The sequence below is a fragment of the Neochlamydia sp. EPS4 genome (assembly GCF_000813665.1).
In the GTDB taxonomy this organism is placed as follows: domain Bacteria; phylum Chlamydiota; class Chlamydiia; order Chlamydiales; family Parachlamydiaceae; genus Neochlamydia.
This window is the reverse complement of record NZ_JSDQ01000095.1, coordinates 1-20650: the sequence shown is the minus strand read 5'-3', so window position 1 is coordinate 20650 and position 20650 is coordinate 1. Positions and strand designations below refer to the sequence as shown.

At 39.0% G+C, this 20650-nt stretch carries 19 protein-coding genes; 12 read left to right on the top strand and 7 right to left on the bottom strand.

Annotation, left to right across the window (positions count from 1 at the left end; all coding sequences use genetic code 11):
- Nucleotides 1-6: 6 nt before the first annotated feature.
- Both DB42_RS09430 and DB42_RS09425 read right to left on the bottom strand, forming a co-directional pair.
- On the bottom strand, nucleotides 7-1173 hold the full coding sequence (locus DB42_RS09430) for a small ribosomal subunit Rsm22 family protein (RefSeq protein ID WP_044882743.1): 1167 nt from the start codon (nucleotides 1171-1173) through the stop codon (nucleotides 7-9).
- Nucleotides 1173-1883 (bottom strand): pseudouridine synthase, encoded by a 711-nt coding sequence (locus DB42_RS09425; RefSeq protein WP_039383622.1) that lies wholly within the window; start codon nucleotides 1881-1883, stop codon nucleotides 1173-1175. The genes DB42_RS09430 and DB42_RS09425 overlap by 1 nt, the downstream gene beginning before the upstream one ends.
- A 216-nt stretch (nucleotides 1884-2099) precedes the next feature.
- On the opposite strand from DB42_RS09425, the gene DB42_RS09420 reads away from it, so the two are divergent.
- The 3 genes from DB42_RS09420 to DB42_RS09410 are packed head-to-tail and all read left to right on the top strand — an operon-like array spanning nucleotide 2100 to nucleotide 4741.
- On the top strand, nucleotides 2100-2774 hold the full coding sequence (locus tag DB42_RS09420; RefSeq protein WP_044882749.1) for a 2,3-bisphosphoglycerate-dependent phosphoglycerate mutase: 675 nt from the start codon (nucleotides 2100-2102) through the stop codon (nucleotides 2772-2774).
- A gap of 1 nt (nucleotide 2775) precedes the next feature.
- Nucleotides 2776-3942: a cysteine desulfurase family protein gene (locus tag DB42_RS09415; protein ID WP_044882742.1), complete on the top strand. Its 1167-nt coding sequence runs from the start codon at nucleotides 2776-2778 to the stop codon at nucleotides 3940-3942.
- Between the two features lie 10 nt (nucleotides 3943-3952).
- Nucleotides 3953-4741 (top strand): NifU family protein, encoded by a 789-nt coding sequence (locus tag DB42_RS09410; protein ID WP_044882741.1) that lies wholly within the window; start codon nucleotides 3953-3955, stop codon nucleotides 4739-4741.
- A 104-nt stretch (nucleotides 4742-4845) separates the two neighbouring features.
- Here the strand turns inward: DB42_RS09410 and DB42_RS09405 are convergent, their stop codons facing one another.
- Nucleotides 4846-5568: a biotin--[acetyl-CoA-carboxylase] ligase gene (locus DB42_RS09405; protein ID WP_044882740.1), complete on the bottom strand. Its 723-nt coding sequence runs from the start codon at nucleotides 5566-5568 to the stop codon at nucleotides 4846-4848.
- Between the two features lie 53 nt (nucleotides 5569-5621).
- Here DB42_RS09405 and DB42_RS09400 point away from each other — a divergent pair, with 53 nt between their 5' ends.
- From DB42_RS09400 to DB42_RS09390, 3 genes are read left to right on the top strand one after another with little or no spacing between them, the layout of a single operon-like run.
- Nucleotides 5622-6758: an FtsW/RodA/SpoVE family cell cycle protein gene (locus tag DB42_RS09400; RefSeq protein WP_044882739.1), complete on the top strand. Its 1137-nt coding sequence runs from the start codon at nucleotides 5622-5624 to the stop codon at nucleotides 6756-6758.
- On the top strand, nucleotides 6758-7207 hold the full coding sequence (locus DB42_RS09395; RefSeq protein ID WP_044882738.1) for a hypothetical protein: 450 nt from the start codon (nucleotides 6758-6760) through the stop codon (nucleotides 7205-7207). The genes DB42_RS09400 and DB42_RS09395 overlap by 1 nt, the downstream gene beginning before the upstream one ends.
- Entirely contained in the window at nucleotides 7189-7497 is a 309-nt protein-coding gene (locus DB42_RS09390) for a hypothetical protein (protein WP_044882737.1), read from the top strand. The genes DB42_RS09395 and DB42_RS09390 overlap by 19 nt, the downstream gene beginning before the upstream one ends.
- Nucleotides 7498-7836: 339 nt before the next feature.
- Here the strand turns inward: DB42_RS09390 and rpsJ are convergent, their stop codons facing one another.
- The 4 genes from rpsJ to rpsL form a co-directional block, all read right to left on the bottom strand.
- Entirely contained in the window at nucleotides 7837-8193 is a 357-nt protein-coding gene (gene rpsJ, locus DB42_RS09385) for a 30S ribosomal protein S10 (protein ID WP_042236533.1), read from the bottom strand.
- Nucleotides 8194-8206: 13 nt separating this feature from the next.
- A complete protein-coding gene (fusA, locus tag DB42_RS09380) occupies nucleotides 8207-10294 on the bottom strand; it encodes an elongation factor G (protein WP_044882736.1) in 2088 nt (695 codons plus the stop codon).
- 18 nt (nucleotides 10295-10312) lie between these two features.
- Nucleotides 10313-10786, bottom strand: coding sequence for a 30S ribosomal protein S7 (gene rpsG, locus DB42_RS09375; protein ID WP_039383652.1), 474 nt, complete (start codon nucleotides 10784-10786; stop codon nucleotides 10313-10315).
- Nucleotides 10787-10973: 187 nt separating this feature from the next.
- Nucleotides 10974-11345 (bottom strand): 30S ribosomal protein S12, encoded by a 372-nt coding sequence (gene rpsL / locus DB42_RS09370; protein WP_039383654.1) that lies wholly within the window; start codon nucleotides 11343-11345, stop codon nucleotides 10974-10976.
- A gap of 212 nt (nucleotides 11346-11557) precedes the next feature.
- Between rpsL and DB42_RS09365 the strand changes: the two genes are divergently transcribed.
- The 6 genes from DB42_RS09365 to DB42_RS09340 form a co-directional block, all read left to right on the top strand.
- Nucleotides 11558-12694: a 1-deoxy-D-xylulose-5-phosphate reductoisomerase gene (locus DB42_RS09365; RefSeq protein WP_044882735.1), complete on the top strand. Its 1137-nt coding sequence runs from the start codon at nucleotides 11558-11560 to the stop codon at nucleotides 12692-12694.
- 378 nt (nucleotides 12695-13072) lie between these two features.
- Nucleotides 13073-15037 (top strand): site-2 protease family protein, encoded by a 1965-nt coding sequence (locus DB42_RS09360; RefSeq protein ID WP_044882734.1) that lies wholly within the window; start codon nucleotides 13073-13075, stop codon nucleotides 15035-15037.
- Nucleotides 15038-15581: 544 nt separating this feature from the next.
- A complete protein-coding gene (locus DB42_RS09355; RefSeq protein ID WP_044882733.1) occupies nucleotides 15582-15884 on the top strand; it encodes a hypothetical protein in 303 nt (100 codons plus the stop codon).
- A 239-nt stretch (nucleotides 15885-16123) separates the two neighbouring features.
- The gene (locus DB42_RS09350) at nucleotides 16124-17524 is read left to right on the top strand and encodes a hypothetical protein (RefSeq protein ID WP_044882732.1); all 1401 of its coding nucleotides are present in this window, start codon (nucleotides 16124-16126) and stop codon (nucleotides 17522-17524) included.
- Between the two features lie 239 nt (nucleotides 17525-17763).
- Nucleotides 17764-19164, top strand: coding sequence for a hypothetical protein (locus tag DB42_RS09345; RefSeq protein ID WP_044882731.1), 1401 nt, complete (start codon nucleotides 17764-17766; stop codon nucleotides 19162-19164).
- 227 nt (nucleotides 19165-19391) lie between these two features.
- The coding region (locus DB42_RS09340) for a hypothetical protein (RefSeq protein ID WP_044882730.1) at nucleotides 19392-20650 on the top strand (1259 nt) is incomplete at its 3' end.

The following is a 20650-nucleotide window of genomic DNA, read 5'->3' as shown; positions in this document are numbered from 1 at the left end:
GATTGCCTATTCATTAATAATTTCAGGGATAGGCTTGCCGCATGCCGCTGCCACTTTTACGTGTGTATTTTCAATAATATCCATAGCATTTTGATTTTCATGAGCCTTTTCAATAGAAATTAGCTCACCACGCCTTAAATATTCAAATGCTTTAGATTCCGAAGGAAGCACCTGCAAGCGGGAACCCAAATGTTTTTTGCCATCTACCCCACACAAATAAAAACGTGTACCATGAAAAGATTCAACCGGGGGGCTAATAACGCGGTAATATTTTTTCTCCTCTAAAACAGGCCATTCCGCTTGAGGGCTGCGAAAAATTATATAAGACATTTTTAAAGAGCCCAGATTGATTTGGGCAGCACGTTGGATTTCTTTGATAATATAAGGCTTATAAAATTCTCGCTGGGCATAGCAGGGATTGTTTTTAGTTTGGAGGGCTGGACATTCTCCTTTCCACACACAAGGGGCTTGTATAGGTACCTTTTTTCTTACCATGCAATCGCGTATCTGCAAAATCCTCTGGTTAGCTTCGGGATGAGAAGAATCGACAACTACTAAATAGCCTGCAGGGGTGAGTCGATTAAGTAGCATGGACAAAAATTCATTTTGCTTAGTCTGCCAGTGAACACTATTGATAGGAAAAAGTTCTTTTAAACAATGAGCCACAATGATTAAATCAAATTTTCCTTCCAAAGGAAGGGGTGTCGTAAGGCAATTCCAGGAGCGAATGCTTAAAGCATAGCCTGATCTTCCACATACTTCAGCGCCCAGTTGTAGAGCAGCTTGATTATAGTCCAAAGCCGTCACTTCTGAGGCCCCATGCTTAATGGCTGCTAGAGAAAAAGCTCCTGGCCCACTGCATATGTCTAACACACGTTTAGGTTTAAAAGGAATCTCGGCTAGAATAGATAATCCTTGTTGATAATTAACTACCCAATGATAAAGCAGATAGGAGCCCAATAAATCTTTATCTATAAAATAATCTCTACCTATAAGCTGATTACCTGTTTCAAGGCCTACTTGTAAATTCTTTACCCCTTCCACCACGCGACGAAATTCACGTGTTTGCAATTTATCAGCAGGGCCAGCTTCCTTATGCATGCGCCGCCAGGCGCCTAAAAGGATAGGCATAATTTCTTCTAGCTGATGAGCAGGTATCCTATTTGCTTTCATTAATGAGTCTCAAATATTAATTTTTTTTCTCGATCGGTTAAAGGGCGCCAGCTGCCTACAGGCAATTGTCCTAAGATCAAACCACCCAGGCGAATGCGCGTTAAGGAGTAAACTTTTAAACCCACTGCTTCTAACAAATGACGCACTTCGCGTTTTTTACCTTCCATAATGATTACCTTTAAAGTCCCTTTACGAACTTTTATAACACGGACAGGCTTGACAAAAGAACCTTCAATAAGGGTGCCGCTGGCAATAGCTTTTAGATGCTCATCGGTAATGTCTTGGTCAGTTTTTACTAAATATTCTTTTTGAATATTCTGGGAGGGATGAATGACTTGATTAGCAAAATGCCCATCATTGGTCACTAAAAGCAGCCCTGCTGTTTCTTTATCTAAACGACCGACCGTAAATAACCTTTGCTCTATATTTTCAAAGAGATCTATAACAATTTTGGTATCACGATGCCTAGCATTTGTGCATTCGTATCCCGTGGGCTTATTTAAAAGATAGTAAACTTTTGCTTCCGCTTGCTTTATTTTTTCATCATCTACGGTAATGCTATCTTTAGCGCCCACCATGGTTTGCGGGATGATGCAGATATCACCATTCACTTTTACCCGACCAGCAAAAATAATTTCTTCGCAGCCTCTACGGGAAGCTACTCCAGCAGCAGCTAAGAATTTGCTCAGTCTGTTTTTTATTTTTTCCATTAAAAAGCCTAATTAATTGGTTTTAAGTGATAACTTTAAACAATTTTTATTAAAATTACAACCCTTATATCTCGGTAGAAAAGCTCACCCACGGTAGCTTAGTTTGCAAGTTCAAACGATCGATCATGGCTAGCCTTTTAAGGAGTTATAATTTCCTTGATACTTGCTTGATGAGTAGCTATGATGAAAAATATAATGAATGTAGGTTACTTAAAAGTGAGTAAGCTAATTTTAATGCGCCATGGGCAATCATGTTGGAATGAACTGAATTTATTTACAGGGTGGGTAAATGTTCCTTTATCTTCAAGAGGAATGCAAGAAGCAGTAGAAGGTGGAAAGCTCATTAGCCAGCTGCCTATCGACGCTATTTTTGTCTCTTCCTTGATGCGAGCCCAGCAAACCGCGATGCTTGCCATGCTCCAACACTCCTCCGGCAGGGTGCCTGCCATCCAGCCTAGCTCTCAGGAGCATTTAGAGGAATGGTTTCAAATTCATAGTGAGGAAACGAGGAAAGAAATAGTGCCTGTCTATTGTGCATGGCAACTTAATGAAAGAATGTATGGAGAGTTGCAAGGCCTAAATAAAACAGAGACCGTAAAAAAATATGGAAAAGAGCAAGTTCAAATTTGGCGTCGCAGTTTTGAGGTGGCCCCACCCGGAGGAGAGAGTTTGGAAATGACAAGTGCTCGTGCTGTTCCCTATTTCAAAAATTACATATTACCTGCCTTGAAAAATGGAATGAATATTTTTATCGCTGCCCATGGCAACTCCCTTAGAGCGATCATTATGTTCCTAAGCCATTTATCCAAAGAAGAAGTTGTACAGCTTGAATTAACTACTGGCACACCTATCATTTACGATTATCAAGACCCCCACTTTATTCAACAATAATATGCTTTCCATCTACTTTGATAATAGCACGACTACCCGTCCTTCAGAAAAAACGGTTAGTAAAATGCTTCCTTTCTTTTACAGACAGTGGGGAGCTCCACTAGCTCCTCATCATCTGGGACAAGAACTTCTTCCAGCAATCGAAGAAAGCCTTAACTATATTTATAAGCTGCTAAATATAAAAAAAACAGACGCTTTTGTATTCACTTCATCCGGCGCTGAAGCAGTAAACCATGTCTTTTACTCCGTTTATCATGATGTTACCCGTCTAACAGGGAAAAATCAATTTATCACTTCAAATATTGAAGAGGCTCCTGCTACCATGCTGATCAATCGCTTAGAAGATTGGACCTGCGTAGGGAAAATATTGAAAGCAAATCTCTCGGGCTACATTTCCCCGGCTGCAGTGGCTGACGCCATTACACCTCGTACGGCTCTTGTTTCTCTTGCATGGGCTAATGGGCTTACCGGTGTGATTAATCCGGTAGCAGAAATCGCTGCAGTATGCCAAGAAAAAGGTGTCTTATTACATATCGACGCTACTCATGTCTTGGGTAAGCTTTTTTTTCAATTGGAGGATATTAACCCAGCTTTTTTGACTTTTAATGGAGATCATTTGCATGCTCCTAAAGGCACAGGCGGATTGTACATTAAAGAGGGAATCAAGTGTAGCAGCTTTATTGTAGGGGGAATGGATCAAGGCGGGAAGCGAGCGGGAACTTTAAATGTACCGGCTTTAGTAGGGCTAGGTGAAGCTTCTTGTGAAGTTTTAGAAGCCCAAGATTTGATGTGTACGGAGATAGCCAGATTGAGAGATCTTTTTGAAACGCAGATTACTTCCTCCCTTCCTCATACCCAGGTATTTTTTCAAGATCAAAACAGGCTTCCTCATATTAGCGCAATTGCTTTTGCGGGTATCAATAGTGAAGCCCTTCTATTTGCCTTAAATAGAAAAGGCGTTTATGCTAGCATGGGGGGAGGAAATTTCCAGCAACTAAAATTAATTCTTATGGCTTCTGCTATAGACGAAACATTAGCTTCTTCAACACTAAGTTTTAGTTTCTGTAAAGATAATTCCGAAGATGAGGTTATGCATGCAGTTGAAATCATTAAAGAGTGTGTATTGAAGCTGCGCAAACTTTCTTCACACCTTTACTTTAATCATTGAAGAGATAAATATGGGAATTTTGCAATTTGTCCATCCGTTTACTTGGACACGTTATAGCAAAAAATTAATCAATAAAATTGATCACCCTTATTGTGGAGGAATTTTCCTAAAGGAAGATGCTGCCGAAAGGGAAATGCTTTTTATAGAAGGCTCTGCCGGTAGCTTAGAAGAGGGAAATATCATCTCTTTTTCTTGGTTGGTAGATAAAGACGATGGAGTGATTGTAGATGCAAAATTTCAAGTGTTTGGCCATACAGCCTTGATTGGCGCATCAGAAATAGCTTGTGAGCTGCTAGTAGGAAAAAATTATCTTCAAGCTCAGCGCATGAATGCAGATCTTATTGATAGGCAAGTGCGCGATCGTGCCGATGAGGCTGCTTTTCCTCCTGAAACTTATTCTCACTTAAATCTAGTGCTGGAAGCCATTGAAAAGTGTGCCGAGCAATGCATAGATATACCCCTTGCCGATTCTTATTTGACTACACCTGTGCCTATAGGTATGGATAATGTAATTCCAGGAGGTTATCCTGGTTGGAAAGAATTATCTTTAAAGAAAAAGTTAGCGGTTATTGAAGAAGTGCTAGATCAAGATATCCGTCCTTATATTGCTTTAGATGCGGGTGGAGTCAGTGTTCTAAATTTGCTGGAAGATAAAGAGCTGATTATTGCTTACCATGGTTCCTGTACTTCGTGTTACTCTTCTATAGGCACGACTTTATCTTACATTCAACAAATTATTCGTGCTAAGGTGCATCCCGAAATTAATGTTATTCCGGAAATGAAAGAGCCGGATAGGTAAATCTTATGAAGGCTGACTTGATCTAAATTCATCATTCCCTCAGCTTCTTTATTTAAAAAGATTAAACATTTATTGATTTTAAAGTTTTCACAAATAAAGACCTTTTAAGGAAGTAAAAGTTCTCCGCCGTAGAATTTATGGATGCGACCGTTTGGCAATCGTAGCACAAGAGCTCCCTGCTCATCAATCTCTTCAAATGTGCCCTCGTATTTGTTGATACGAATAATGTCTCCTGGCTGATGGATGATGCCTTGTTTAAAATCTTCTAACAAGGGTTGAAATCCTTTTTCAAGAAAAAGATGGAGCAATGGCATAAAATTATTTTTTAGTAGGTCTAGGATGTGAGAGGTTTTAAAAGTCTGCTCTGTTTCTATGAATAACGAAGTGGCTGGCTGATCAATTTGGCTAGTGATTCCTAAAGGCATATTAACATTCATGCCAATTCCTGTTACGATAACACTCTGGTAGTTATCTGTAATAGTTTCGCAAAGTATTCCAGCGATTTTTTTCTTGTTTATTAAAATATCGTTAGGCCACTTCAGACAGGGCTGAAGGCGCAACTCTTTTAATGTTTTCAGGGCAGCTAAAGCTAAAACTTGTGGAATATTAGCTACAAACGTTTGTCTGTTATCTACGAAAAATGTGAAGGTAGCATAAATATTTTGACCCGCAGGAGAGAGCCAGCGACGCTGGTATTGTCCTCGACCCATCGTTTGGTGATCAGCAAAAACAAGTGTTAGGCAGGTAGGATCAAAATTTTTGTAATTCTTTTTAGACCAACTGTTTGTAGAATCTAAAGTATTAAAATAAAGACAATTGATTTTCATATAAAGGACTCACTCGTATAGAATAGCTGATATCCTATCTTAAGATAAAATTTATGTGGAACTACCAATACCTTTCTCGTATAGATTTTCGCATTATTCCTGTAATATTAGGATTAATGGTAATGAGCCTTCTTGTCATCTCGGCTTACTCCCTTGAAGGATCTGCAGAGATCACAGAGGAAAGGCTTATTACACCTATGGTTAGACAGCAAATTCAATGGTTTATGATAGGAGGGTTTGTTTTTATTTTTTTTGCGGGTTTTGATTACAACAAATTGCGCGAGCTGGCATGGATTTTATATGCCCTAGTGATCTTATCTTTAGTGGGCTTATTTTTTACAGATTCAATTGCGCGTGTCAATCGCTGGTATCGCCTTCCATTTATTAATATTAGCTTTCAACCGTCGGAATATGCTAAGCTGATCGTAGTCATCACTTTAAGCTGGTTTTTAGAAAGAACCAAAGCAGATTCCCATTCTTTTCGCACAGCTTTCTTTAGCATGATTATCGTAGGCATTCCTTTTATTCTAATCCTTAAGCAACCTGATTTAGGGACGGCTCTAGTTCTTTTTCCTATCACTCTTGTCATGTTTTATTTCGGAGATATCCATCCCAAGATAATTAAAGCTATGACCTTTGTGGCTTCTATCGTTTTAATTATGGTCGCTCTAATTTTTTTGGGCGTGCTTCCTCATGAAAAATTAAGGCCCTATGCAAGCCTTATTTTAAAAGACTATCAGTTTGATCGGCTGAATCCTTATACTCATCATCAAAAAAGTGCTTCTATTGCTATCGGCATAGGAGGGCTAACGGGAGTAGGGTTTAGGAAGAGCGAATATACAAGCGGTGGCTGGCTTCCTGCTGCTTATACTGATTCAGTTTTTCCTGCTTTTGGGGAAGAATTTGGTTTTATAGGCTTGCTTCTTATGCTTGTACTTTTTTATGCTTTAATCTATTTTAGCTTTCAAGTATCAGTAGTGGCTAAAGATCATTTTGGTAGATTATTATCAGCAGGGATAACAGTTTACCTGGCTATGCACATTTTAGTTAACATTGGTATGATGAGTGGCTTTTTACCCATTACGGGTGTTCCTTTAGTACTGGTTACGTATGGAGGATCTTCTACTTTATCTACTATGATGGCCCTAGGAATTTTACAAAGTATCTATAGTCGGAGGTTCATGTTTTAATGACTCATTACCAAACCCATCATTTTATTTTCCATCCAGGAGTTTGGATAGGGGAGGGAAAAATAACTTTTAGCACTTCTCCCGAAAGCTTACATTTTTATACAAAATGGATAGTAGACAAGCAGAAGGAAAATATAGGTTACATCTGTCAGCAGTCTGTAGAAATACATGGGGTAGATGAACAGGTGTCTAATCAATTGACCTTTTTTGAAATGGCTCCCGCTTCTTTTAGCGTCAGATTGGAAAATGAGCTTATTGGAAGCGTAAATGGTAAAGGGGTAATCGATGCTAAAATTATAGCCTGGGAATACCCTCTAAGCAATGACTTTGAAGGCTTTGAAGTCTATGAGCTGCAGGAAAATGGGGATTATTTGCTGCGTGCCGAATATAATTCTTCCGATCAATATCGAACAATTATAGAGGGGAAATTATGGAAAAAATTTATCTAAATTTGTTGTTGCTTTTTTTAACTGGATGCATGGCCCCTATAATGACTACTTCAGGTTTTGAGGGAATAGTACCAGGCACCTCTATAACAACTATTGAGGCTCAATTTGGCTCTCCCTATGCGGTAAATACTCTATCTAATGGTCTTCAAGAGTATATTTATATCCAGCGCACTTCTCTTTCTTCTTCCGCCGTAGATCAGCTATCTTATATCCTATATGTCTCTCAGGGAAAAGTTATTTCTAAGTGCTTAAAGAGTGATTCTCCAGCTTTATTTATTAATTATTACTAGTTAAAGTCTTGCTAGGCTCTAGCAGCCGAAAGAAAAGCTAGTAAGATTTTTACTAAAAATAAAAAATGATATTCTTCATAGGCTCTATACGCTTTTAAGCAGCTTCCTTAAGTATAATCCTCTATCTAAGATTAAAATAAATTAAGCTAAGAACTTCATTCATTGGGCAAAGAATGTAGAGAAGGGAGGAGTGTTTATACTGCTTGAATAATCTAAGCTTATGAGTTTAGAGAATGGGGACTGTCTAGGGAGCTTTTTTGTTTAAGTCAGCAAAAGACTATGAAAGAGAGAAAAAGCTGTAGAACTTAAGCCAAGCTAAGCTCTACAGCATAAAAACAATTACGCTTTAATTTTGATGTCCACGCCCGCTGGCAAGGTCAACGTTTTAAGAGCGTCGATAGTTTTACCGGTGGGGTTAAGGATGTCAATAAGACGTTTGTGCGTGCGCATCTCAAATTGCTCACGCGATTTGCGGTCAATGTTAGGTGAGCGCAAAACAGTAAATTTTACAATACGTGTGGGTAGAGGAATAGGACCAGCTATTGCTGCACCTGTACGCTTTGCTGTTTCTACAATATCTTCAGTAGAACGGTCGAGGATACGTTGGTCGTATCCTTTAAGCCTAATGCGAATCTTTTGACGCGCCGGCTTGTGCACCTTTTCTTGCTTTATTTGTTTCTCTTGTTGTTTTGCCATAGGATGATAAACCTTATTTCTTGATAATTTCTTCTTGTATTTTTGCCGGCACTTTTTCAAAGTGGCTAGGTTCCATCACATAGGTTGCACGTCCTGAGGATAGCGAGCGCAACAAGGTGGAGTAACCAAACATTTCGCTAAGAGGAACCTCAGCATGGATGAGGACCGCACCTTTATGGTTTTCTTGGCCTAAAATCTGCCCACGGCGACGGTTAAGATCGCCAATTACATCGCCCATATATTGTTCAGGGGTAGTCACATCCACTTTCATGATAGGCTCTAATAAAATCGGCTTACCCTTTTTAGCAGCGTCCTTAATAGCCATAGAACCACAAATTTTAAAGGCCATCTCGTTAGAGTCGACATCATGGTAGGAACCAAACACAATAGAGACTTTAACATCTACTAGATTGTATCCAGCAAGCACACCCGTAGCAAGGCCTTCTTCAATCCCTTTGATTGTCGGAGGTATATATTCTCTTGGAATCGATCCCCCTACAATTTTGCTAACAATTTCATTACCCTTGCCTTTCTCGTTTGGTTCAATTTCTAGCTCGACGTGAGCATATTGACCACGACCGCCGGATTGTTTAACAAATTTAGTTTGGCTAGCAGCTGCTGAGGTAATTGTTTCCTTATAAGAAACTTGCGGCTTACCGACGCTAGCTTCTACGTTGAATTCACGCTTCATACGATCGTGCAAGATTTCAAGGTGAAGTTCGCCCATACCTGCAATGATTGTTTGACCGGTTTCTTCATTAGTGTAAACTCGGAAAGTAGGATCCTCTTCGGATAAGGAAGAAAGAGCCTGAGCTAGCTTTTCACGGTCTCCTTTAGATTTCGGCTCAATAGCCATAGAAATTACAGATTCTGGAAACTCCATTTTTTCGAGCAAGATAGGATGCTCAGGAGAACAGATTGTGTCGCCTGTGCTAGCTTTCTTTAACCCAATACAAGCTGCAATGTCGCCTGTATAAAATTCGTCTTTCTCTTTACGCTGGTTAGCATGCATTTCTAAAAGACGGGAGATTCTTTCTTTACTATCTTTGGTACTGTTAATTAAGTTCATCCCTTTCATTAAGGTACCGCTATAAATACGAATGTAAGTTAAACGGCCCACGTAAGGGTCTGTCATGATCTTAAAAGCTAAGGCAGCAAAAGGTGCATTATCTTCTGGTTTCAAAAAGATATCTTCATTGGTTTTAAGATCATGGGCTTTAATTTGACCACGATCAAGAGGAGATGGCATCCAGTTAACAACCGCGTCAAGCAGGTGCTGCACGCCTTTGTTTTTGAAAGCTGATCCGCATAGTACCGGAGTAAACTTGTTTGTACATACACCTTTACGGATGACTGTGTTGATTTCATCCACTGTTAAAGAGTCGGGATTTTCCAAAACTTTTGTCATGAATTCTTCATTATTTTCATCTATAGTGGCTAGTTCATCCAATAACTCTGAACGTAATTGCTGGCATTTTTCCAGAAGATCTGCAGGAATGTCTGCCTCTTCCCAGTCAGCCCCTAAAGTTTCATCATGGAAGAAAAAGGCTCTCATGCAGACTAGATCGACCATACCTTTGAATTCCGACTCTGCGCCGATAGGGCAGTGAACGGGGATCGCATTAGCGTGAAGCTTTTCACGCATGGTTTTAATCGCATCGAAAAAGTCCGCGCCGATACGGTCCATCTTATTAACAAACGCAATGCGTGGGACACCGTATTTGTCTGCTTGACGCCATACTGTTTCAGACTGAGGTTCTACTCCAGAAACTGAGCAAAATACAGCTACTGAACCATCTAAAACTCGCAAGGAACGTTCAACTTCAATGGTGAAATCCACGTGTCCAGGAGTATCGATAATATTAATTTTGCACTCTTTCCAGAAAACCGTGGTCGCCGCGGAAGTAATCGTAATGCCACGCTCTTGCTCTTGCTCCATCCAGTCCATGGTAGCCGCGCCTTCGTGCACTTCACCCATGCGATGTGTACGGCCGGTATAATACAGAATTCTTTCTGTTGTTGTAGTTTTACCGGCATCAATGTGAGCCATGATACCAATATTACGTACATTTTTAATGTGTTCTTTCTCAGGTCTAGCCATAATTAATTCTTTCCTTCGTTACCATTTATAATGAGCAAAAGCTTTGTTAGCTTCAGCCATTCTATGGGTGTCGTCTTTCTTTTTAATGGTGGTACCTTGATTATGGAAGCAATCAGCTAACTCAGTAGATAGACCATCTTCCATGGAGCGCCCAGTTTTAGCGCGAGAGTGATTGATAATCCATCCCATTGCCATTGCGATACGGCGGTTAGTAGGAATTTCAATAGGTACTTGATAGGTAGCACCACCAATACGGCGGGATTTAACCTCTAAGGCGGGCTTAGCGTTTTCTAAAGCTTGCTCAAAAGCTTCTAAAGGGTTTTCTGCTTTGATGCGCTTGGCAAATTTTTCTAAAGCATTATATACTATTCTGCGAGCTACAGATTTGTTTCCGCCGATCATCACCCTATTGATAAACTTAGCAAGCAAAGTGCTGCCATAAAGTGGTTCAGGGTCAATGTGTCTTTTTTCTGCTCTACGTCTTCTTGACATTTTTTCCTCTTCGTTGATGTATTTTTTTATACTTGGCAGTTTTAAAGCTTCTGCCTTTATCGAAGATCGAATGCTTCACCTGGATTTTAGGAAAATTATCCTATAAGCCTGCGCGTGATTGGCGTTCTTTTTAATAGTTATAGAGCGCGAACCACGGGCCAAAATATCCATTGAGAATATTCTAGCGTTACTTGGGCCGTTTTGCCCCATATTTCGATCTTGATTTTTTGCGATTCTGTACAGCTGCACAGTCTAATGTTCCTCGTACGATATGATAACGTACACCGGGAAGATCTTTTACACGACCACCACGGACAAGTACAATGCTATGTTCTTGCAGATTATGCCCTTCACCACCAATATAGGCGATTACTTCTTGGCCGGTTGATAAACGTACCCATGCTACTTTACGAAGAGCTGAATTGGGCTTTTTAGGTGTTTTAGTTTTTACCTGTAAGCAAACGCCACGTCTTTGTGGACATTTTAGCAAAGCAGGAGACTTGCTACGTCTTTTTTTAGGTGTACGAGGTTGCCGTACAAGTTGGTTAATTGTGGGCATGTGATTCCCTTTCTCCTTATTAATTAATGATAAGTGCCCCTTCTCATGAGATAGATTTTGAGAAGCTATGGGGGGTAGTATAGGAAAAAATTACTTTTATGAAAAGAAGTTTTGTTCACTCGGTTACTAGATATGTGTCTACGGCTTGCTTGCCTGCCATTGACTTTATTCATTTTTCAGCTATACTTTTTCTTTCAAATACAAAGGATAGCATGAAGAATCTCTCAATTTTGGGCAGTACAGGCTCAATTGGTATAAATACATTGAAAGTAGCCCGGCATTTGAAAGATAAATTTCGAATAGTAGCTCTTGCCGCTAAATCTAATGTTGATTTGCTAGAGCAGCAAGCTCGGGAGTTTCATCCAGAGTTAATCTGTGTCTACGATGAAAAAATGGCGATGGAACTAAAAAGGAAACTTCCTGAGGTAGAAGTGGTGGCAGGTCTTGAAGGTCTGCAAGCAGTAGCTACGCATGGAAAGGCGGAAATGGTCATTTCTGCGATGACGGGGACGAAAGGATTAGCTCCTACAGTAGCTGCTATCCAAGCAGGTAAAAACGTAGGATTAGCTAATAAAGAATCTTTAGTTTCGGGTGGAGAGCTTATCATGTCATTAATTAAAAAGAATGGCGTGCATCTACTTCCTATTGATAGTGAGCATAGTGCTCTTTTCCAATGCTTGAATGGAGAAGATCCTAAAAAAATTGATCGCATGATTTTAACCGCTTCAGGAGGTCCTTTTCGTACTTGGTCTAGCGAGCAGCTAGCTCAAATAAGTGTTGAGCAAGCATTGGCTCATCCTACCTGGAATATGGGCCCTAAAGTGACGATTGATTGTTCGACATTGATGAATAAGGGATTAGAAGCGATAGAAGCGCATTGGTTGTTTAGCGTACCTATGGAGCAAATTGAGGTTGTCATTCACCCTCAAAGTTTGATACATAGCATGATCGAATTTACAGATGGATCAATAATGGCACAAATGGGAGAGCCTAGCATGGTTGTTCCCATTCAATATGCCATGACTTATCCAGAACGCGATCAAGGAATGTTGCCTAGATTTGATTTTACAAGAATTCACGAATTTCAATTCTATCCTCCTGATTTCAAAAAATTTCCTTGTTTGGGCCTTGCATTTGAGGCCATACGTCAGGGAGGTAGCTTGCCTTGTTATATGAATGCTGCTAATGAGGTTTTAGTTAACCGCTTTCTAAACAAGGAAATTGGCTGGCAAGATATTAGTAATAAATTAGAAAAATTGATGAACGCTCATCCCTTATCCAAGGTAGATACTTTAGAAGATGTGCTTACTATCGATGAGATAGCGCGAGAAGAAGCTAAAAAGGCTTAAAAACAAAGCTTATAGGTTTTTTATATGGAAGGATGCCATCTAGGATTGCGACGCTATCTTAAGGAAAAGAAAAGATGAAATAAATTCTATCATGCGCCTTAGATCCTTTTGGCTTTACGAAAAGCCTAACGTTAAATTCTTCACTTATCCGTTTTTATGGTAAATTACTTTGTGCTTAATTTCTAATTAGAGCTAGCTTAAGTAACGATAAAAACCTAAAAATTTAAAAGAGACTGCTTTATAAAGAAATCAGCTTTTAATTCATCTGATCTGACCGTGCTGGCCGTGCAGTTTTAGTGTTGCTAAAGCTTTTGTTTTATGGCATACTCTTGTCTTCTTAATCATTCATTTTTGTTAAATTAAAGGGTTATATTGCTCATGATCTTTAGCTTTTTGTACATTATACTTGCTGTTCTTGCACTGAGTTTTTTGATTTTTATTCACGAGCTAGGTCATTATTATATGGCCCGCAGAGTAGGCATGCGGGTAGAAACATTTGCTATCGGATTTGGTAAGCCTATATTCTCTTGGATACGCGACGGAGTTAAATGGCAGATTGGCTGGATCCTTTTTGGAGGTTATGTCAAGATTGCAGGCCAAGATCTTGGTAAAGATCAATCTTCTTACGAGGCGCCTGACAGCTTTTTTAGCAAACGTCCTATAGAGCGAATTAAAGTAGCTTTTATGGGACCTTTTGTTAATCTTTTATTCGCATTTTTGGTTTTTTGCCTACTTTGGGTGAGTGGAGGAAGGTACAAAAACTTTAGCGAGTACACTTCTAAAATTGGCTGGATAGATCCTAAATCTGAACTTTATAAACACAATGTGCGTCCTGGCGATGAGCTTAGTTCTTACGATAATAAGCAATTTCAAAGCTCTAAAGATCATTTGTATGCGGCTATGATGGGTGCTCATACCATCCAGGTACAAGGAAAAAAGGTGGCATACGACGCAGGTGTGAAAACTCCTTTTAAGTTTACTGTAAAGACTTATCCTCATCCTGCGGCAATGGAAAAAGGAATTTTGACTACTGGCATTCTACAACCAGCCAATTATATCCTTTACGATAGGCTGCCTAATGGAGCTGAAAATCCTTTACCTGATGGTTCGCCTTTACAAGGAAGCGGAATTCAATATGGCGATCGTATTGTGTGGGCAGATGGAGAATTGATCTTTTCCTCCATGCAACTTAGTAGCATGCTGAATGATGATCGGGTCTTACTAGTTGTGCAAAGAGGGGATAAGCGCTTATTAGCTAGAGCGCCCCGCGTTCCCATGCAAGAGTTGCGGTTTGATACCCATATAAAGGATGAGTTAACTGATTGGCAGTACGCGGTGGATTTAAACCACCTAAAATTACAAGATCTTTACGTCCTGCCTTACAATTTAACTAATCAAGCTGTAGTAGAAAATTCTCTTAAATTTATTGATAAGGAAAAAGAAGAGGAAGCATTCCCTCCCGTGCCTTTTTCATCCCTTGAAGCCGCTTTACAGCCTGGCGATAAAATTCTTGCTATTCATAATACTCCTATTAAGAGTTCTGCTGAATTATTGAAACAATTGCAATCAAAAAGAGTAACACTTATCGTGCAAAGAGAGCTTAAAGCTCCTACTCCTCTTTCTTGGCAAGAGGCCGATAAGGCTTTTGATCAAAAGCTGCATTGGCAGGATTTACAAAAGATTATTGATGGGATAGCTGCTTTAAATCCCTTGCAACAAGCCGGTGAATTTGTTCTTTTAAATCCTCTCGAACCTAAAACTCGTAGTCAAATTTTCTTATCACCCGAAAAACAGGCATGGCTAGCAGCAGAAACCCTTCAGGAAAAAAAGCAAATAGAAGCTGTGGAAGATCCTGAGCTAAGGGCACGTGCTATGCAACATTTTACCGTTAAAGAAAAAGAATTGATGCTTGGGCTTCCTGCCGCTCAAGATGCCAAAGTTAATTATAATCCTGCCCCCACTCAAATGTTTATGAGCGTTTTCGATGAAATTTGGCGTACTCTAAAAGCTTTATTTACCGGAGCGCTTAATCCTAAGTGGATGAGTGGCCCGATTGGTATCGTGCAAGTGGTGCATGATAGCTGGATGATTAGCATGCAAGACGCTTTATTTTGGATAGGAGCCATTAGTCTTAATCTAGGGATCTTAAATCTCTTGCCCGTTCCTGTCTTAGACGGAGGAACAATCGTAATGTCCTTTATGGAAATGCTTACAGGGAGAAAAATTAGTTCTAAGATGTTAGAAAAATTAGTTTTACCTTTTGCTATACTCCTAATCGGCATGTTTCTATATTTGACCATTAATGATCTAAGTCGTATTTTTGGCGGCTTTTTTCATTGGTAAAAGTTTTCATAGTTCTTAAAAAAATGCCTGTTGCTGGCGGGCAATTTTTTTATTAAGTATCGATAAGCATAGACTTAAGGCTCCTATGAAGGCTCACATGCTTTATTTTTTTAGAATGTAACAAATCTTTAAAAAGCTGCTTTTATCCTAAAGAGGCGTTTGTGGTACTAGCCTATAAGCTAAATTACCTTATAAGGGTCCAACCTAATTTTTCCTTTATAAGCTTTAAAGCCTTCCTTAGTTGTCTAACCGATTACCTGCAGCTTTAATTAGGTCTTGCAAAGCAACATTATGGGATTAAAAAGATATATAATAAGTTGCCTTGTGAGTGTCTTTTAGGTTATGCCTTAATAAAAGCCAGTGCATTCTTATCTTTATGGCTATCTAAAATGATTTTTAGATGATCATAATTATAGTAACCTTCACTTTCTGTCTCTTTTCCTGTCAATAAGTTCTGCCCATTTTTTGGCTTAATTTCTACAAGAAATCGGCTGATCGGGCTTTGATCTCAGCCTAAGCTCACAAAGAGACTCAAGCATTAAGTTTGCCCTCCACAGAAGCAAGTGTAGCTGGATTTATAAACCTTCCTACCAAACCCGTAAGCAATTATCAGATCAAGCAACAAAAGGTGCTAGCAAAGCTCGCGCAAGATTTGCCGGCGACGATGGAAGTATGGAATGTGGATTCCTTTCAAATTTTAACTTCCGAACAGATGTTAGCTGAAGGTTATGAATATGAAGTTGCTTATTCGGGAGACAGAATTTTGCTTTTCCATAAACAGATAGAAAACCAAGAGGCTGGGATGGCAGCCATCGATCCTTTGCCACCTCAAGAAAAATCCAATTAGCAAAAAGTAGAAAACATAAGTTAATAATATCTCCTTATTTTACACCTGCATTTTTATATAAAATGCAGGTTGTTAATTAGTATATAAGAAGTAAGCGAAATGATAGATTGTTAGTTGATGAAGTGCTTTTTAATTTAACTTTAAGCAAAACAAGATTAATATAATTTTCTTGGCTTTATACTAATTTGTATTGTTAATAAATGATTGCTTTCCTCTTAAAAATTCACCAGGGTTTAGGTATGTCTTATCATTTAACCGATCATCCTAGAAAATATAGTTTATCTTACCAAGATATAGGACTATCTTTAATCACAGGCTTATCAGGAATTCCTTACGCTAGCCGGCATTGGCAGCTCTCTAATCATGCTAAAGCTAAGCATTGCTTAGGGCATCGTTTGATTGCCTGTATAGAAAGTATTCCTATTGCAGGTGCTTTGGCAGCTATCCTCGAAAGAATTATTGTTTTTATCCAAGAAAAGCTTTTAAAAAATGGCGCGCTAACCAAGCATAAGGCTGTTACTTCACCTTCTTACCCTACCTCAGCTAACACTCTTCCGGTTTCTCACCTAACTGCCATTAATTCCCCTCCACAGGAGATATCTCTATTGAGATTACTCGATAATGGCCAGTACAGCTTGCAAGATAGCCAATCTAGAGAGATATACAATAGCAAGGAACCAAAAGAACTACGGGTTTTACTCAAACAATCTGTCGAGAATATTGCTAAAATTCACGAGGCTTCCAGGAAGCTAATGAAACCTTCTAGAAGCAAACAATATTCTCTATTAGTCTCAGAGGTAGAAGAAGAAGTAGCTAAAATAAAGATTTTAGGTAAAGTTTTAACCGATAAAGATCAGGTGGTAGAGAGTAAGCAGATAGAAGACCAAGAGAAGGTACTCAAGCAGATGTATAAAGATATGCCCTTGGGAGAAAGCATTCTACTCCGCTCGGATATAGAAAGAATGAAAAGTTTGTCACGTCGTCCCGTAGAAAAGACTTACACTACTTCTTGCGGAACATTTGAAAATCCTAATGTTTCTTCTTTGGAATTATCGCGTTGGTTTTCACCCTACATATATGAGGGGAACTACGAATGCTTTAGCTGTATGTATAGAGAGCATGATATAGTAAAGGAGAAAAACTTTAATAGAATGTTTACTTGCATTGGCTTGGATAAGAAGGAAGAACAAAGAAAAATAGAAAGAAAGCTTTATAATGGCACTCCTTCCTTTTGGGGAAATATTCAGTCTTCACTTTTTTCTATCGGTCGAAGTCTTTTATCTAAAGATCAATCCTCTAGCGAAGTTGAAGAAAAAAAAGAGACTCAAGCATTAAGCCTATCCTCCTCAGAAGCAAGTGTAGCGGGATTTATAAGCTTTCCTACCAAGCCCATAAGCAATTATCAGATCAAGCAGCAAAAGGTATTAGCAAAGCTTACACAGGAGTTGCCGGCGATGATGGAAGTATGGAATGTGGACTCCTTTCAAATTTTAACTTCCGAGCAAATGCTAGCTGAAGGCTATGAATATGAAGGTGCTTATTCGGGCGACAGAATTTTACTTTTCCATAAACGGGTAGAAAACCAAGAGGCTGGGATGGCAGCCATCGATCCTTTGCCATCTCAAGACAAATCTGATTAACAAAGAGTAGAAGACATAGATTAATGATATCTTCTTATTTCATCCCTGCATTTTTATATAAAATGCAGGTTGTTAATTAGTATATAAGAAGTAAGCGAAATGATAGATTGGTAGTTGATAAAGTGCTTTTTAAATTACCTTTAAGCAAAACAAGATTAATATAATTTTTTTGGCTTTATACTAATTTGTATTGTTAATAAGTGGTCGCTTTCCTCTTAAAAATTCACCAGGGTTTAGGTATGTCTTATCATTTAACCGATCATCCTAGAAAATATAGTTTATCTTACCAAGATATAGGGTTATCTTTAATTACAGGCTTATCAGGAACTCCTTACGCTAGCCGGCATTGGCAGCTCTCTAATCATGCTAAAGCTAAGCATTGCTTAGGCCATCGTTTGATTGCCTGTATAGAAAGTATTCCTATTGCAGGTGCTTTGGCAGCTATCCTCGAAAGAATTATTGTTTTTATCCAAGAAAAGCTTTTAAAAGATGGTACGCTAGCTAGGCATAAGGCTGTTACTTCACCTTCTTACCCTACCTTAGCTAACACTCTTCCGGTTTCTCACCTAACTGCCATTAATTCCCCTCCACAGGAGATATCTATATTGGGATTACTCGATAATGGCCAGTACAGCTTGCAAGACAAGCAAACTAGAGAGATATACAATAGCAAGGAACCGCAAGAACTACAGGTTTTACTCAAACAATCTGTCGAAAATATTGCTAGCACTTATGAGGCTTCTAGAAAGCTAATGAAACCTTCTAAAAGCAAACAATATTCTCTATTAGTCTCAGAGGTAGAAGAAGAAGTAGCTAAGATAAAAATTTTAGGTAAAGTGTTAACTGAAAAAGATCAGGTGGTAGAGAGTAAGCAGATAGAAGACCAAGAGAAGATTTTTAAGCAGATGTATAAAGATATGCCTTTGGGAGAAAGCGTTCTACTTCGATGGGATATAGAGATGATGAAAGGTATGTCACGTCGTCCCGCAGAAAAGATTTACACTACTTCTTGTGGAACATTTGAAAATCCTAATGCCTCCCATTTAGAATTATCACGTTGGTTTTCATCTTACATATATGATGGAAACTACGAATGCTTCAGCTGCATGTATAGGTTGCATGATTTAGCAGAAGGAAAAGATTATAATAGGATGTTTACTTGCATTGGCTTGGATAAGAAGGAAGGACAAAGAAAAATAGAAAGAAAGCTTTATAATGGCAAGCCCTCCTTTTGGGGAAATACTCAATCTTCACTTTTTTCTATCGGTCGAACTCTTTTATTTAAAGATCAATCCTCTGGCGAAGCTGAAGAAAAAAAAGAGACTCAGGCATTAAGATTTCCCTCTCCAAAAGCAAGTGTAGCTGGATTTATAAGCCTTCCTACCAAACCCGTAAGCAATTATCAGATCAAGCAGCAAAAGGTACTAGCAAAGCTTGCACAAGATTTGCCGGCAATGATGGAAGTATGGAATGTGGATTCCTTTCAAATTTTAACTTCGGAACAAATGCTAGCTGAAGGCTATGAATATGAAGGTGCTTATTCGGGCGACAGAATTTTGCTTTTCCATAAACGGGTAGAAGACCAAGAGGCTGCAAGCTCAGCCATGGATCCATTAGCAACTCAAGGAAAATCGAATTAGCAAAGAGCTATTAATCGTACATACTCGTTTCCTGCCTGCATTTTTATATAAAATGCAGGTGTTTAATTACTAGATGAGAAACGAGCAGAATGATAGTTTGATAATAAACAGAGTGTTTTCTATTTTAAATTTGAGGGAAGAAGATTAATATAATTTATTAGCTTTATACTAATTTGTGTTGTTAATAAGAAGTTGCTTTCCCTATAAAAATTCACCAGGGTTTAGGTATGCCTTATCATTTGACCAATCATCCGAGAAAATATGATTTATCTTATCAAGATATAGGATTATCTTTAATTACAGGCTTATCAGGAGCTCCTTACGCTAGTCGGCATTGGCAGCTCTCTAACTATGCCAAAGCTAAGCATTGCTTAGGCCATCGTTTAATTGCCTGTATAGAAAGTATTCCGTTTGCAGGCGCTTTGGCAGCGATCCTCGAAAGAATTATTGTTTTTATCCAAGAAAAGCTTTTCAAAGATGGTAGACCAACCAAGCATAAAGCTGGTACTTCACCTTCTGGCCATGCTATAGCTAACACTCTTGCGGTTTCTCACCTAGCTAGCACTAGTTCACCTCCTCATCAGACATCTATATTGGGATTGCTCGATCATGGCCAGTACAGCTTGCAAGATAAGCGATCTAGAGAGACGTACGATCGCAAAGAACCGCAAGAACTACAAGTTTTACTCAAACGATCTGTTGAGAATATTGCTAACATTTACGAGGCCTCTAGAAAGCTAATGAAACCTTCTAAAAGCAAACAATATTCTTTGTTGGTCTCAGAGGTAGAAGAAGAGGTAGCTAAAATAAAAATTCTAGGTAAAGTTTTAACTGAAAAAGATCAGGTGGTAGAGAGTAAGCAGATAGAAGACCAAGAGAAGGTTCTCAAGCAGATGTATAAAGATATGCCCTTGGGAGAAAGCATTCTACTCCGTTGGGATATAGAGATGATGAAAGGTATGTCACGTCGTCCCGCAGAAAAGATTTACACCACTGCTTATGGAACATTTGAAAATCCTAATGTCTCCCACTTAGAATTATCCCGTTGGTTCTCAACTTACATGGCAGAAGGGGATTTCTTTGGTTTTTGTTGTATGTTTAGGGAGCATGAGCTAGGGGAGGAAAAAGATCTTAATAGAATGTTTACTTGCATTGATCTTACTAAAAATGATGAACAAAGAAAAATAGAAAGAAAGCTTTATAATGGCACTCCCTCCTTTTGGAAAAATATTCAATCTTCGCTTTTTTCTATCGGTCGAACTCTTTTATCTAAAGATCAATCCTCTAGCGAAGTTGAAGAAAAAAAAGAGACTCAAGCATTAAGCTTACCCTCCACAGAAGCAAGTGTAGCTGGATTTATAAGCCTTCCTACCAAGCCCGTAAGCAATTATCAAATCAAGCAGCAAAAGGTACTAACAAAGCTTGCACAAGATTTGCCGGCGATGATGGAAGTATGGAATGTGGATTCCTTTCAAATTTTAACTTC